Annotated in this window: 12 protein-coding genes; 5 read left to right on the plus strand and 7 right to left on the minus strand. The window is 47.1% G+C overall.

Annotated features, from left to right (window positions below; translation table 11 throughout):
- Window positions 1–9 precede the first annotated feature (9 nt).
- From FTU50_RS06205 to rpiA, 4 genes are all read right to left on the minus strand, one after another.
- Window positions 10–756 (minus strand): DUF6776 family protein, encoded by a 747-nt coding sequence (locus tag FTU50_RS06205; protein ID WP_075167738.1) that lies wholly within the window; start codon window positions 754–756, stop codon window positions 10–12.
- A 79-nt stretch (window positions 757–835) separates the two neighbouring features.
- Window positions 836–1,891, minus strand: coding sequence for an N-acetyl-gamma-glutamyl-phosphate reductase (gene argC / locus FTU50_RS06210; protein ID WP_180062653.1), 1,056 nt, complete (start codon window positions 1,889–1,891; stop codon window positions 836–838).
- A 183-nt stretch (window positions 1,892–2,074) separates the two neighbouring features.
- Window positions 2,075–2,755: a M48 family metallopeptidase gene (locus tag FTU50_RS06215; protein ID WP_180062654.1), complete on the minus strand. Its 681-nt coding sequence runs from the start codon at window positions 2,753–2,755 to the stop codon at window positions 2,075–2,077.
- Between the two features lie 109 nt (window positions 2,756–2,864).
- Window positions 2,865–3,536: a ribose-5-phosphate isomerase RpiA gene (gene rpiA / locus FTU50_RS06220; RefSeq protein WP_005177689.1), complete on the minus strand. Its 672-nt coding sequence runs from the start codon at window positions 3,534–3,536 to the stop codon at window positions 2,865–2,867.
- Between the two features lie 107 nt (window positions 3,537–3,643).
- On the opposite strand from rpiA, the gene ilvA reads away from it, so the two are divergent.
- The 3 genes from ilvA (at window position 3,644) to FTU50_RS06235 (ending at window position 7,353) form a co-directional block, all read left to right on the plus strand.
- On the plus strand, window positions 3,644–5,182 hold the full coding sequence (ilvA, locus tag FTU50_RS06225; protein ID WP_005177685.1) for a threonine ammonia-lyase, biosynthetic: 1,539 nt from the start codon (window positions 3,644–3,646) through the stop codon (window positions 5,180–5,182).
- A gap of 144 nt (window positions 5,183–5,326) precedes the next feature.
- Complete coding sequence (locus FTU50_RS06230; RefSeq protein ID WP_005177682.1) at window positions 5,327–5,977, plus strand: TrkA family potassium uptake protein; 651 nt, start codon at window positions 5,327–5,329, stop codon at window positions 5,975–5,977.
- Between the two features lie 11 nt (window positions 5,978–5,988).
- The gene (locus FTU50_RS06235) at window positions 5,989–7,353 is read left to right on the plus strand and encodes a TrkH family potassium uptake protein (protein WP_168406313.1); all 1,365 of its coding nucleotides are present in this window, start codon (window positions 5,989–5,991) and stop codon (window positions 7,351–7,353) included.
- 71 nt (window positions 7,354–7,424) lie between these two features.
- Here FTU50_RS06235 and FTU50_RS06240 read toward each other — a convergent pair whose 3' ends face one another.
- The 3 genes from FTU50_RS06240 to FTU50_RS06250 all read right to left on the minus strand — a co-directional run bounded on the left by FTU50_RS06240 (window position 7,425) and on the right by FTU50_RS06250 (window position 12,126).
- On the minus strand, window positions 7,425–8,570 hold the full coding sequence (locus tag FTU50_RS06240; RefSeq protein WP_005177679.1) for a phospholipase A: 1,146 nt from the start codon (window positions 8,568–8,570) through the stop codon (window positions 7,425–7,427).
- Window positions 8,571–8,591: 21 nt separating this feature from the next.
- On the minus strand, window positions 8,592–11,531 hold the full coding sequence (locus FTU50_RS06245; protein ID WP_180062655.1) for an insulinase family protein: 2,940 nt from the start codon (window positions 11,529–11,531) through the stop codon (window positions 8,592–8,594).
- Between the two features lie 145 nt (window positions 11,532–11,676).
- On the minus strand, window positions 11,677–12,126 hold the full coding sequence (locus FTU50_RS06250) for a GNAT family N-acetyltransferase (protein ID WP_005177673.1): 450 nt from the start codon (window positions 12,124–12,126) through the stop codon (window positions 11,677–11,679).
- Between the two features lie 136 nt (window positions 12,127–12,262).
- On the opposite strand from FTU50_RS06250, the gene FTU50_RS06255 reads away from it, so the two are divergent.
- Together FTU50_RS06255 and FTU50_RS06260 are read left to right on the plus strand one after the other, a co-directional pair.
- Window positions 12,263–13,267, plus strand: coding sequence for an adenosine kinase (locus FTU50_RS06255; protein ID WP_160243235.1), 1,005 nt, complete (start codon window positions 12,263–12,265; stop codon window positions 13,265–13,267).
- Window positions 13,268–13,281: 14 nt separating this feature from the next.
- A complete protein-coding gene (locus tag FTU50_RS06260) occupies window positions 13,282–13,590 on the plus strand; it encodes a Rieske (2Fe-2S) protein (protein ID WP_180045899.1) in 309 nt (102 codons plus the stop codon).
- The last annotated feature ends 26 nt before the right edge of the window (window positions 13,591–13,616 follow it).

A 13,616-nucleotide genomic window follows, 5' to 3' on the forward strand; every position in this document is an offset into this window, starting at 1 on the left:
ATTTCACAGTTATTGCGCAGTGGCTTCTGCTTGCGGTATTTCAGAGATAAAGGCAGAAGGCGCTTCCGTGGCTTTTCCACGTGCCCAGCTGAATCGTTTGGTCACAGGTGTACTACCAGTTAAACGCACTTCAATAAATTGCGGACTAAAGCCTTTTGGCATGGTCCAGCGGCCCGTCAGGCGCTCATAATTATCAAAATTGAAATTATTGTCTTCCATGGGCACCACCAGCACCTCGGTGCCCTGAATCAGACGCAGTTCAACATTGCCTGAAGCACGGCGCTTATTCGGGCTGATCTGCACCAGATCGAGCTGATATTCATAGGCATTATCGGGTAAAGGTTTAATCCCAATATTCTGGATGGTCAGACTTAAACCACCCCGATCACGCAGCACTTCACGGTATAAATTGCCCATACCATCGGCCTGGATTTTATCATTACGTGCCTGATTCAGGGCCGCATACAGGTCATTGGCATTGCTGACCGCCACATCACGCTCCTGAACCGCTGCATTCAGGGTTTTATTCAGGCTTTCCAGACGAACTTTCTGTTCCTGTACGACTTCAACCAGCTGCTCTGCATCGGCATCATAACCGACCACAGTCAAACCCTGACGATGCCCCACCGAATAGCCCAAAAAGCCGCTGCCTAACATTAATACAGCTGCACCGAGTACGAGAGGTAAATTGCTTTGCATAAAAGGTTTTTTCGGTGGCGTCGGTTGTGACGTGGTATTGGTATCCGTATTCTGCATCGTCATCTCTTGTTTTGATTGCATTCAAACCACACATTTAAATCGAAATCTAAATGTGTGTGAAGTCGAAAAGCGTTTCTTATGGTAATAGACCAATCACCTCTAGGCCAGCCTGCTCTGCAAAGCCAAACATCAGGTTCATGTTTTGTACCGCCTGACCGGCTGCACCTTTCACCAAATTGTCCTGCGCCACCAGCACCACCAGTTTCTTCGGTTGCGGCTTGTACAGGGCAATACGCAGCTGGTTCGCGCCGCGTACTGAACGCGTTTCCGGTGAGCTACCTACTGGCATTACATCTACAAACTGCTCTTGCGCATAAAACTGTTCATACAGCGCCTGTACATCTGCCGCATCCCCTGCATCGGTCAGGTCAATATACATGGTGCTGAGCATGCCACGAATCATCGGTACTAAATGCGGCACAAACACAATGTGGTTAAACACATCTTTTTGACCAGAAATGTTTTCCAATGCTTCCACAATTTCCGGATGATGACGGTGACCTGCCACCCCATAAGCCTTGAAGTTATCGGCATTTTCAGAGTAAATCATGCCCAGGCTGGCTTTACGGCCGGCGCCGGATACGCCCGATTTGGCATCAATAATAATACTTTGAGGTTTAATCAAGGTTTCAGCAGATTTTAATAATGGTGCCAAACCTAATTGCACGGTAGTTGGATAACAGCCCGGGTTGCCAATCACCTGTGCAGTTTTGATCTGCTCACGGTTCAGTTCAGATAAACCATAGACTGAATCTTTAAGAATCTCTGGGCAGGCATGTTCCATGCCGTACCATTTTTCGAATTGGGCCAAATCCTGTAAACGGAAATCTGCCGCCAGATCAATGACTTTGGTATTGGCCGCAACCAGATCGGCCGCGTGTTTCATGGCAACACCGTGCGGCGTGGCAAAGAACACCACATCACACTGTTTTAAATCTTCAATATTTAAATCTGAATAGCATAAATCGGTATGACCACGCAGACTTGGGAACATATCATCGACACGGCGACCAGCTTCAGTACGTGAGGTTAATACAGTGACCTGTACCTCTGGATGTCGTAGTAAAAGACGTAAAAGTTCAACGCCTGTATAACCTGTACCGCCGACAATACCTACTGAAATCACGTTCATACCTCAATCAAGTGTGCTATGTTCAATAAAGCAGTAGTATGACAGGAAGTTTGTGCTTTCTAAACCTTTTTACTCGGTATTGATGGTTTTTTGTCTTATGTATCTATTGGATCGATCAGAGTACTGATTTTTCAAGAAAATGAACGAGGAATGGGTGAGTTCAACAAGGATGACCCGGCACCCTCACCCCAACCACCAATACGGCAACTGAAAGCGTTTTAAAAATTGTCGATGCTGCTGAAACTCAGGATCATGCCGCGCCACCTCTGCCCAAAAGCGCGGGCTATGATCAAAATGGCGGGTATGCGCCAACTCATGCACACAGACATAACGACAAATCGCTTCTGGCATTAATACCAGCGCACTATTCAGCATAATATCGTGGCGGGCCGAGCAACTGCCCCAACGGGTTTTCGGCTGGCGGATATTACAGCCGTTAAAGTTCAGCCCGGTATCCAGACTTAACTGTTTTAAATACAGCGGCAAATGCTGCTTAGCATAGGCAATAATAAAAGTTTTTAAATAAGCTTCAGAATGACGATCACTAATCCAAAGCCGTAAAGCAGATTCATCCCAGATAAAATTCTGTTTCTGGCTCTGATAACTAATCTGAATAGGCGTATTGAGATTAAACAGTTGTAATTCAGCAGGCAGGCTCTGATCAACCCGCTGCAACTGGGCCTGCTGTGCTTGCCAGGTTTTTAACAGCCAGCCTTCGGCATCGGCAATAAATTTCTGGATTTGACGATTGCTACAAAAAACAGGCGCCGTGACTTTTATCTGCTGACCATCGACACGTAAGCGTAGTCGCGTCGCACGAACATTACGGGTGATTTGAATTTCAGGAAGGTCGGATAATGTCATTATTGTTCTTTTTAGAGAGTCCTCCCCGAGCCTCCCTTAATAAAAGAGGGGAAAAGCCCCTCTTTTTTAAAGAGGGGTTTGGGGAGATTAACTCTTAAAGGTGTTAAGTTTAAATTGCAGTACGCTCTTCAATACCGTTATTGGTTGCAACAATGGCAATATCAGCTTTGTTTAAAGCAAAAATACCATTACACACCACACCTGGAATATCATTGATGGTTTTTTCCAGTTCCAGTGCATTTAAGATGTTCAGGTTATAAACATCTAAAATCACATTGCCGTTATCGGTTACCACACCTTCACGGTACGCCGGATCACCCCCAAGTGCGACCAGCTTGCGTGCCACAGCAGAACGCGCCATTGGAATTACTTCAACCGGTAGCGGGAATTCACGGCCCAACTGTTCAACCCATTTTGAATCATCGACGATACAAACAAATTTTTTCGCAATCGACGCGACAATTTTTTCACGGGTTAACGCCGCACCGCCACCTTTAATCATGTGCATATGACGGTCAATTTCATCTGCGCCATCGACATAGGCATCTAAACCGCCCACGCTGTTCATATCCACGACTTCAATACCCAGCTTTTTCAGGCGCTCTGCCGTTGCTTCAGAACTGGCTACAGCCGCTTCCAATTGCAATTCAGGCAATAAATCGATGAGGAAATTGACGGTACTGCCTGTGCCTACACCCAGAATCCCGCCTTTAGGCAAATGTTTTAAGGCTGCTTTTGCCGCAGCTTGTTTCTTCTCATCTTGGGTTGCATACAGACTCATGACTTCGCTCAACTATTTTTTGACATTTGATGCTGATTTTACAGCCCAAATGTACAGGGGTTTGTTACAATAAACCCCTATTTTAAACTGTTAGATGGAAGATTAACATGCTGTCTCGTTTGGTTCGACAAATTTTACAAGCAACAGTCTACGATGTTGCAATCGAAACCCCACTCGAAGCAGCGCCACGAATTAGTGAACGACTGAATAACAACATCCGCTTCAAGCGGGAAGATTTACAACCGGTCTTTTCTTTCAAACTACGCGGTGCCTATAACCGTATTAGCCAACTACCTAAAGCGCAGTTAGAACGTGGCGTGATCACAGCTTCAGCCGGCAACCATGCTCAAGGCGTGGCTCTTTCAGGAAAAAAACTGGGGATTCGTGCCATTATCGTGATGCCTAAAACCACGCCAGATATTAAAGTACAGGCGGTAAAACGTTTAGGTGGCGAAGTAGTACTACACGGCGATTCGTTTGATGTAGCCAACAAATATGCCATTCAGCGTGCCCAGGATGATGGCATGACCTTCATTCCACCTTATGATGATGAACTGGTCATGGCCGGCCAAGGCACCATCGCCAATGAAATTTTACGCCAATGGCGCGATGTCGATTATGTCTTTGTTGCCGTAGGTGGCGGTGGCCTGATTGCCGGTGTAGCAGCGTACTTGGGTGATGTCGCTCCGCACGTCAAAGTCATTCCAGTGGAATATGATGAATCGGCCTGTCTGAAAGCAGCCTTAGAAGCTGGTGAACGTATTGTTCTGCCTTCGGTCGGTCTATTTGCCGATGGGACCGCCGTGGCACAGATTGGTGAAAAACCCTTTGATGTGATTCGTCTGCAAAAATCAGATAACTCTGGCCCGATTGTCGAACCGGATGTGGTGCTGGTGAATACCGATGAAATCTGCGCTGCAATTAAAGATACTTTTGATGAAAACCGCAGCATTGTAGAACCATCAGGTGCTATGGCGCTGGCCGGCATCAAAAAATATGTCGAGCAGCATGAGCTGATTGGTAAAAATATCGTGTCGATTGTTTGCGGCGCGAACATGAACTTTGACCGCCTGCGTTATATCGCCGAGCGTACTGAACTGGGCGAACGCAAAGAAGCGATTTTTGCAGTCACCATTCCAGAGCAGAAAGGTTCCTTCCTGAACTTCTGCCGCGCCCTGCAAGGCCGTAATATTACCGAGTTTAACTATCGTGCCAGTGATGCATCGGCCGCACAGGTCTTTGTCGGCATTAGCTTAAAAGGCGGTGAAAAAGAACGTCATGACATCTTTGAGGCCTTGAAAGTGCAATATGATGTTGATGATCTGTCTGATGATGAAGTGGCTAAGCTGCACATCCGCTATTTAATTGGCGGTCATGCCGATATTGAAAATGAACGTCTGTTCCGGGTGGAATTTCCGGAGCGTCCAGGCGCCCTGCTGACCTTCCTGGAGCGTTTAGGCCCGACCCATAACATCACCCTGTTCCATTACCGTAACCACGGCGCCGCCGAAGGCCGTGTGCTGGTTGGTCTGGAAGCCAGCGATGCCAAACAGAACCCGGACGGGCTGATTGAAACCCTGGAAAGCATTAGCTATCCATATGCGGAAATTAGCAATAACTTAGGTTATCAGCGCTTCCTGAAATAAAATCCAGTTTAAAAAACCGCCATTTGCTGGCGGTTTTTTATTGGTTTACACAAACACCCTAAGAAAAATGATGTAAATATCCACCTGATCTTTAAAATAAATTTATATTCACGCTAACCATAAAAATGTAATTAGGAACACACTATGGCGCAATTTGCAGTCATTGGCTTAGGCAGTTTTGGTGCCACCGTTGCCACGCAACTGGTCAGCCTGAAACATGATGTGATTGGCATCGATATTAATAAAAAGTATGTGGAAAATATTGCCGAGGAAATTACCCATGCCGTGATTGCCGATGCCACCGACGAACACGTGCTACAAGAGCTGAATATCCAGAACTGTGATGCGGTGGTGGTGGCCATTGGTGAAGATATTGAAGCCAGTATTTTATGTGTGCTGCATCTGAAAAATATGGGGCTGGAAAAAATTTATGTCAAAGCCAAGTCCAAAGCCCACCACATGATTCTGACCCATCTGCAGGTCAGCAAAATTATTCATCCGGAAGAAGATATGGGTGTCCGCATTGCCCAGTCACTGAGTTATCCGATGGTCAGCCGCTATATGGCGCTGGAAGATGACCACTTTATTGTCAAAGTGGAAGTCACTGAAGCCTTAAACGGTACGCGCTATCATGAGTTTATCGGTCATGCGCCAGAAGTGAAAACCCTGCTGCATAAACGCGGCAGCGAGATTCAGTTCAGCCTCGATCCGCAGTTAATTATGCAGCAAGGCGATATTCTGGTGCTTGAAGGCCAGGTTGAACAGCTGAAACGCTTATCCAAGCATTTTAAATAGCCATGAACCACATGACGAAGAATAAGACTGCCTATAAAAATACGGCGAAGCCCAGCACAGCAACCACGGTCAATTTAAGCCCGCCGAGTCTGCTCGCACTGGGATTTTTAAGCTTTATTGTGATCGGCACTCTATTGCTTAAACTGCCCTTTGCCCATGAGGGGGACCTGAGCTGGTTACAGGCTTTATTTACTGCCACCTCTGCGGTGACCATTACCGGCTTGTCGGTGGTCAATGTCGGCGAGGCCTATACCGTATTTGGCCAGATTGTGATTATGCTGTTGCTGCAATGTGGCGGGCTGGGCTTTATGACTTTCGCAATTCTGGCCGCCATGAGCCTGTCACCGAAAATTGGCTTAAAACAGCAGATGATGGCCCAGGAAACCATCGGTCAGACCAGTCTGGCGACGGTAGGCTTTACCATCAAAGGCGTATTACTCTATTCGCTGTTTTTTGAAGGCATCGGCACCTTTATTCTGACCTTGGCCTGGCTGCAGGATTATGATTTTCTGGAAGCCTTTTTCTATGCCGCCTTTTACAGTGTCTCGGCTTTCAATAATGGCGGATTTTCATTATTTCCCAACAGTTTAATGAGCTTTGCCGACCAGTACCTGATTACCTTTACCATCAGCATGCTTTACATTATTGGCGGTGTGGGCTTTGTGGTGCTAATGGACATTAAAAAAACCCGGCACTGGCATAAACTCAGCGCCAACAGCAAGCTGATCCTCTCCACCATTCTGGGTTTAAACCTGTTTGCTTTTATCACCATCTGGCTGCTCGAAGCCAGCAATCCTGCGACGCTGGCCGCCATGAGCCTGACCGATCAGGCCTGGAATGCCTGGTTCCATGCCACCGTCCCCCGTTCTTCCGGCTTTAACAGTCTGGATATTGCCAGCATGAGTGATGCTTCCAATTTGCTAACCATGTTTCTGATGTTTATTGGCGGAGGCTCTTTAAGTACCGCCGGTGGCATTAAAGTCGGCACCTTTATTATTGTGGTATTAAGCGTGATCAGCTTTTTAAGACGCGCCGATGAAGTGCGGGTGTTTAATTATTCGGTACCGGAAAAAACCACCTTTAAAGCCTTGGCTGTGGTGTCAATTACTGCATTTTTAGTCTTTGCCGGGATTTTCAGCCTGTTGCTGCTGGAACCTGAACATGAGTTTATGGACTTGCTGTTTGAGGCGGTTTCTGCGGCCTGTACCGTGGGTTTATCTCGCGGGATTACCGGGGAATTACAACCCTTAAGTCTGGTGGCCTTAATGCTGCTGATGTTTGCCGGCCGTTTAGGCCCACTGACCCTGGCCTATTTAATTGCTACCCCAAAACGCAGCCGCCTGCAACATCCCACCACCGATATTCAGATTGGTTGATGCGCGAGTTCCGTTATCAACTGAAAATAAAAAAGCCACTGTTCACAGTGGCTTTTTGCTGGTGCATGAATTTAGAACCAGTTCATTAACGATACACCTAGCCCGACATAGGTCGCGCGGTGGTTATAATCAATCAGGCTTTCTCCATAGCCATCAAACAGCTGGAAATGCCCTCTTAATTTGCCGCTAATCGGGAATACCCAGTCAAACTGGGCGGCGCCATGCGCATCATCACCGCCTTTTAGGCTATGCCGTAACATCAGCGAGAAATCATGATCTTTCCAGCGGTAGAATGCCAGCATATCGCCACGGCCAATATAGTTTTTAATGTCCGGGTTGTTGTCATCACTGCGGTCTTCTTCAATGCGATACCACGGACGCAACATCAGCGCGAAATTGTTCTTTTCAAAGCCCAGATTCAAAATGACCCGGTTCCAGCTACGTGACAGCGGATCGGAACGGCCATTGGACTGATGGTTCAAGGTCAGGCCTAACAAGCGCCCATTCAAGCCCAGAATCTCATAATTGGTTCTGAACATTAAACTGGCTTCAGGTTCATAATTGGTTTCACGAAATGGGCGTGATTCTTCACCATTATAAACCTGCCAGCGTGAGGACTGGGTATAACCGAGCCAGAGATCGCCATTATCGCCCAGCAGGTTTTCAACCGCTTTGGTTTTTAGTGACAACTGGAATTTGGCCTCGGTTGATGTCAGGTTCTGCTGCTGCGCTTCAGTAACGGTATTGTTTTCATTGGGACTGGATGGACGTTCGTTTTTATCGGAGGTCCAGAAGCCCGGCATCAGATACACCGGTTGATAGGCCCGAATATTCCAGGTGCCCAGCTTGCTTTCAGGTGCCAGTTCCCAGCGCTTATCCAGCAACGACACGTTCGGATCAATATGTGAGCCTTCCAGTGAAAACAGGTTGTTCACCCCGGCCACAATTTTTTCTTTAACGGTTTCTGGTGGAGGGGCCAATTGCTGCGCTGCCTGACGCTCGGAAACCAGATCTGCCTTTTCCGCTTCCGGCAACTTGAATAAAGCATCATAACAGGCTAAACGCTCGGCATTGGACTCCAGCGCCACACAGGCCTCCGGTGTCGGCGGAATGGTGACCACCGTTGCTTCCAGCGCCTGTACATGTGTCACAAACAAAGCGCTGAGTGCAGTAACACTCAGCGACCAGCTTGTGCGCTCAACAGGATTGAACGCCATAGAACTTCCTCTATTGTTTTTTTAATTGACTTGTTTGATCTGGAAACCCAGCTCCTGCAGCGCTTCACGTTTCGCCACCGGTGCCACCACCGATTTCACCGGGGTTTGCTGACGTAAATAAACGTCGGCCACACGTTTCAGATCATCTAAAGTAACCGCCAGTAAACGCTCACGCAGTTTGGTTCTAAAGGCCGGGGTGCGCGCATGCAATAAGGCATAACATGCGGTAATTGCTTCACCGGCTGGAGAGCCTGGTTTATCCATGCTGGCAATCAAACCTAGAATGGCTTCTTCCAGCTGATGCGGTAACTGCTCGGTATTCAGCAACCAGTCCACACTGGCGTCAAAATCCTTAAAGGTTTCAGCCAGACGCGGGTCACGGTAGCTATAGAAACGGAACGAGCAGGCATTGCCATCATAGCTGGCACCGCCACCATAGGCGCCGCCTTTTTCACGGATGGCACTGTGCAGGAAGCCATTGCGCAAATACGCCGCCAAGACCATCAATGGTGCTGCATCTGGATGCGATACTTCCACCGCAGGATACGCTGCCGCACAGAACTGTACATTGGCCTGAATCAGCCAGGCTTCATCTGCATTGTTATTTTCAACAGGCACTTGAGTTAAAGCTGCCTCGTGCGGTTCAATTGCCAGCTTGTCCCACACGGTCTGGATTTCTTCAATCAAACGGTCTGATTGTGGCTCTTCACAGACCAGCAGGAACTGTTTTGGCGCTTGCAGCAACATACTGTGAATCAGCTTAAGCTCATCCATCAGCGCATCAAAAGCAGCATCATCCTGTTCAATTTTGCTGACCAGCTCGCTTAACCAGTTCAATGCACCCAGACCAGTATTGTGATAGTCACGCAGCGCTAAAGCACTGTGGTTACGTGAAGCGGTCTGCATGGCATAGCTATGTCCTGCACCCGATACCCGGGACTGCCAGCGCGTTTTACGTTGCTGTAATAGCTCGATAATCCGGTCTTTTTCATCAAAACGCAGTTGCTCAAAGGCAATTTTTAGCAGGCGGATGGCATCAAAATTATTCACCAGTGATTTGGTGGTTAAGGTCAGCCAGGCACTAATCCGGTTTTTGTCATCGACCTTAGAGCGTAAGGATGCCCCCATACCCAGACCGCCACTCACTGCAGTTTGCAGCTGTTGCAGTTCCAGATAATCATACTCACCGGCACCGACTTCACCCATTAAAATCGACAGCAGATTAAAATAAGGCGATTTCACGATCTCATCGGGAATACGCACCAAGACCTGCTGGTAATAAATACCGTTGGTACCGGCATGATACAGGTTTAATGGTGTATCAATGCGGTTGCAGATAATCTCACGTAGCTGCCCCTGTACAATTTGCAATTCTGCCGGCACATCTTCGAGGCCGACTTTTGGCAGCAGGTTTAAATCATCCGGGGTATCCTGACGCACTTTTAGCGCTTCGGTCTGGGCGATAATTTCTGCTTTTTGTGCTTCGGTCAGCTGCGCACCAATTTCAGCCAGACGGGCTTTTTCAGCTTCGGCATCTTTGGCTGATTTGCTGGCATCTGGGACCAGGGTCATTTGGACGCGATGCGGATTATCAATCAAGTGCTGCTGAATCAACTGAGACAGCCACATTGGATCTTTCAGTTCTTCTTTAACCTGTTCAATGGCACTGTCAACATCCCAGACATGCACCGGATCACTATGGTGAATCGCGCTGCTCAAGCCGTTTAGAATCAGGCTTAAACCGTATGGCATACCATCGCCGTTAATTTCACGCTGATGCAGCTCGATCTGGTGTAAAATGGCATTGACGGTATCGCTGTCGACCGGTTTAGACGCCACTTCTTGCAACACCTTGAAGACGCCCTCTTTAAAGGTTGCTGCATGCTCAGGATTAGAACCTTGAATGGCACAGAAGAAAGTCATTTCAAAGTTGGAATCATCCACGCCCATAAATGGCCCGGTTGATTGCGCATAACCACAGGTTTCTAAATAATGACGCAGTGGTGAAGCCGAGTTTTCCAGTAACACACCTTCGACCAGACGCATGCCCAAACGCAGTTTAATATCACTGGCTTCTGGCAATAACCAGCTTAGAACATGGTAAGTTTTGTCTTTTAAATCTTCAGCATCGACCGCATAGCTTTCAGTTACGGTCACTGGCGCAGCCAAACGGCGCTCAGGTTTTGAATACAGGGTTTCGCCCTGTTCAAACTTGGCTAAAGCCAAGCTCTGGAACTGTTCTTGCAAGTCATACGCTGACTGATTACCAAAAGTCATAAATACCGCATTACTTGGGTGATAATGGGATTTATAGAAATCCACTAACTCTTGGTAAGTTAAGTCTGGAATATCTTTCGGGTCACCACCGGAATTGTAATGGTAGGTGGTTTCCGGGAACAAATGATGTGCCAACTGGTGATACAGCTGATCTGAAGGCGAACTCATCGCGCCTTTCATTTCATTAAAGACCACGCCTTTATATACAGGCTCACCATTTTCCAGCTCGATACGAATCCCTTCCTGGGCAAAATCCAGTGGATTCAGGTTGGCTGCAAAGGCTGCATCCAGATATACCTCCAGCAGGTTCTGGAAATCTTTCTGGTTTTGGGTGGCAAATGGATAGGCCGTCCAGTCGGCTGCGGTAAAGGCGTTCATAAAGGTGTTTAATGAACGGCGAATCATCAGGAAAAACGGGTCGCGTACCGGGAATTTTTCAGAGCCACACAGTGCAGTATGTTCCAGAATATGCGCTTCGCCCTTGGAATCCATGGGCTGGGTACGAAATGCCACCAGAAATACATTTTCATCATGATTGGTGGCCAAATGATAATGCACCGCACCGGTAACCCGATGCTTATATTCAGACACTAAAATGTCTAAGGCTTCAACATGGTGTTGACGTACCAACTGAAACGCAGGATGAACGGTTTGAGAAATGGTTTCAGTGACATCTACAGTCATGCGATCTCCTAATCATCAAAATAAAAAAACTAAAGCCATTATAGCTTTAGTTCTTGATATAATTCACGCTTAAATCCCGACTAAAATTATAGAAATTTGCAACCCTGGCAATTTTCAAACCCCAGTCCGAAGCTCATGCTGCCGTTTAAACCAAATATTTAAAATAATTATAATTGGGATGGTTTTCGACATAGACATAATTCTGCTTCTGGTAAAAATGCGCCGCAGATTTGGTTTCGGTATCCAGACATAGGGCCGAAAAATGAGGACGTGCCTTTTTCTCTAAGTATTGCAATAACAGCTTGCCCACGCCATGTTTACGATATTCAGGCAATACATAGAAACGGCGCACCCGGCCAATTCCCTGTTCCACTTCCTGATCATTCCACTGCTGGTTCAGGCCGCCACAGGCAATCAGCTTGTCCTGATCATAAGCAAAAAGTAAAAACTCCCCAGGCTGATCGAAACGATTCTTGGCACTCTGATACTCATCAATTAAACGCTGTACAAAAGCAAAACCCTCTTTCGATGCCTGTTTTTCAAGCTCGACAATTTGCTCTGGTAATCCTTGCGCTTCTTTTATCTCGATATTCATTTCACTATCCTGATCTGCTTTACTAACTTTCCTCAATGAATAAAACCGTCTAAAAAATGAATTTTATTCACAAATCTACAGCAATCCTGAGCATTGGTGTAAACTTAGCATTTATTTTTTGATGTGATTGAACGACATGGCAACTGTTGACCTCTTTGCAATTGGTAATGCACTCATTGACCAGGAATTTCAAGTCTCTGATGACTTCCTTACTCAACAAAATTTGCAAAAAGGCACCATGCAGCTGACCGATGGCGAAACCCAAGCAAATTTATACAACAACTTACAGCAAACGCAAAGCTATAAAGGTCAAGCTTCAGGCGGTTCGGCTGCAAATACAACAGTTGCCTTTAGCGCATTGGGCGGTTCTGCCTTTTATGCCTGCCGCGTGGGCAATGATAACTTGGGTGAAATTTACCTGAACGGCCTGAATGATGCGGGCATTCGCACCACCGCAAAATCGGTCAGTGAAGGCGTAACCGGAACCTGTATGGTATTAGTCAGCCCGGATTCTGAGCGCACCATGCATACCTATTTGGGTATTACTGCAGAACTCACCGATGCACAAATTGACTTTGAACCCTTAAAAACCGCGAAATGGCTGTATATCGAAGGTTATTTATCGACTTCGGACAGCGCCCGTCAGGCGGTAAAACAGGCACGTGAAATTGCCAAAGCTCACCAGACCCAAATTGCCTTAACCTTATCTGACCCGGCGATGGTGCAATATGCACGTCAAGGTTTGGATGAATTACTCGATGATGGCGTGGACCTGCTGTTCTGTAACCAGCAGGAAGCCATGATGTATACCGGTACCGACACGGCTGAGGCCGCTTTGGAACAGCTAAAACAAAAAAGCAAATACGTTGTCATTACAATGAGTGCACAAGGCGCAATGATTTTTGATGGTCAACATACCTTTAGCGTTGCAGGCCGTCAGGTACATGCCATTGATGCCAATGGTGCGGGTGATGCTTTTGCCGGTGCGTTCCTGTATGCCTTAAATGCCAACCTTGGCTTTAAAGCCGCTGCCGAGCTGGCCATTTTAATTTCCAGTGAAGTGGTGTCACAATTTGGTCCACGTCTAGAGGTTGAACAGTACGCAACCCTTCTTCAGAGCTATAACAAGGAATGTGCCTAATGCATAAAATCTGCATGACCGAAGATATCCCTGAACGTGAAGCACGCTCGTTCGAGCTTCCAGATGGCGATACCATTTTTATTACCCAACGTGATGGCATGTTCTATGCCTATCAGAACCTGTGCCCGCATTTGCAGGTTGAGCTTGAATTTCTGGAAAACCAGTTTTTAGACCGGGATCAGGAATTTATTGAATGTTCGACCCACGGTGCGCTGTTTGTGGTTGAAACCGGGGAATGTATTTCTGGCCCATGCCAAGGTCAAGCACTTGAAAAAGTAAAGATTACCGTGCATTCTGATGGCGGAATTTACTTAACAGAATAATTTTAAGCCCCATCTGCAGGTTACGC

Source organism: Acinetobacter sp. YH12112 (assembly GCF_013418945.1).
Taxonomy (GTDB): Bacteria; Pseudomonadota; Gammaproteobacteria; order Pseudomonadales; family Moraxellaceae; genus Acinetobacter; species Acinetobacter indicus.

What these genes read in the sequence shown, in the direction of transcription:
- FTU50_RS06205 (WP_075167738.1), bottom strand. Translation starts at nt 756, where the DNA reads ATGCAGAATACGGATACCAATACCACGTCACAACCGACGCCACCGAAA.
- argC (WP_180062653.1), bottom strand. Translation starts at nt 1,891, where the DNA reads ATGAACGTGATTTCAGTAGGTATTGTCGGCGGTACAGGTTATACAGGC.
- FTU50_RS06215 (WP_180062654.1), bottom strand. Translation starts at nt 2,755, where the DNA reads ATGACATTATCCGACCTTCCTGAAATTCAAATCACCCGTAATGTTCGT.
- rpiA (WP_005177689.1), bottom strand. Translation starts at nt 3,536, where the DNA reads ATGAGTCTGTATGCAACCCAAGATGAGAAGAAACAAGCTGCGGCAAAA.
- ilvA (WP_005177685.1), top strand. Translation starts at nt 3,644, where the DNA reads ATGCTGTCTCGTTTGGTTCGACAAATTTTACAAGCAACAGTCTACGAT.
- FTU50_RS06230 (WP_005177682.1), top strand. Translation starts at nt 5,327, where the DNA reads ATGGCGCAATTTGCAGTCATTGGCTTAGGCAGTTTTGGTGCCACCGTT.
- FTU50_RS06235 (WP_168406313.1), top strand. Translation starts at nt 5,989, where the DNA reads ATGACGAAGAATAAGACTGCCTATAAAAATACGGCGAAGCCCAGCACA.
- FTU50_RS06240 (WP_005177679.1), bottom strand. Translation starts at nt 8,570, where the DNA reads ATGGCGTTCAATCCTGTTGAGCGCACAAGCTGGTCGCTGAGTGTTACT.
- FTU50_RS06245 (WP_180062655.1), bottom strand. Translation starts at nt 11,531, where the DNA reads ATGACTGTAGATGTCACTGAAACCATTTCTCAAACCGTTCATCCTGCG.
- FTU50_RS06250 (WP_005177673.1), bottom strand. Translation starts at nt 12,126, where the DNA reads ATGAATATCGAGATAAAAGAAGCGCAAGGATTACCAGAGCAAATTGTC.
- FTU50_RS06255 (WP_160243235.1), top strand. Translation starts at nt 12,263, where the DNA reads ATGGCAACTGTTGACCTCTTTGCAATTGGTAATGCACTCATTGACCAG.
- FTU50_RS06260 (WP_180045899.1), top strand. Translation starts at nt 13,282, where the DNA reads ATGACCGAAGATATCCCTGAACGTGAAGCACGCTCGTTCGAGCTTCCA.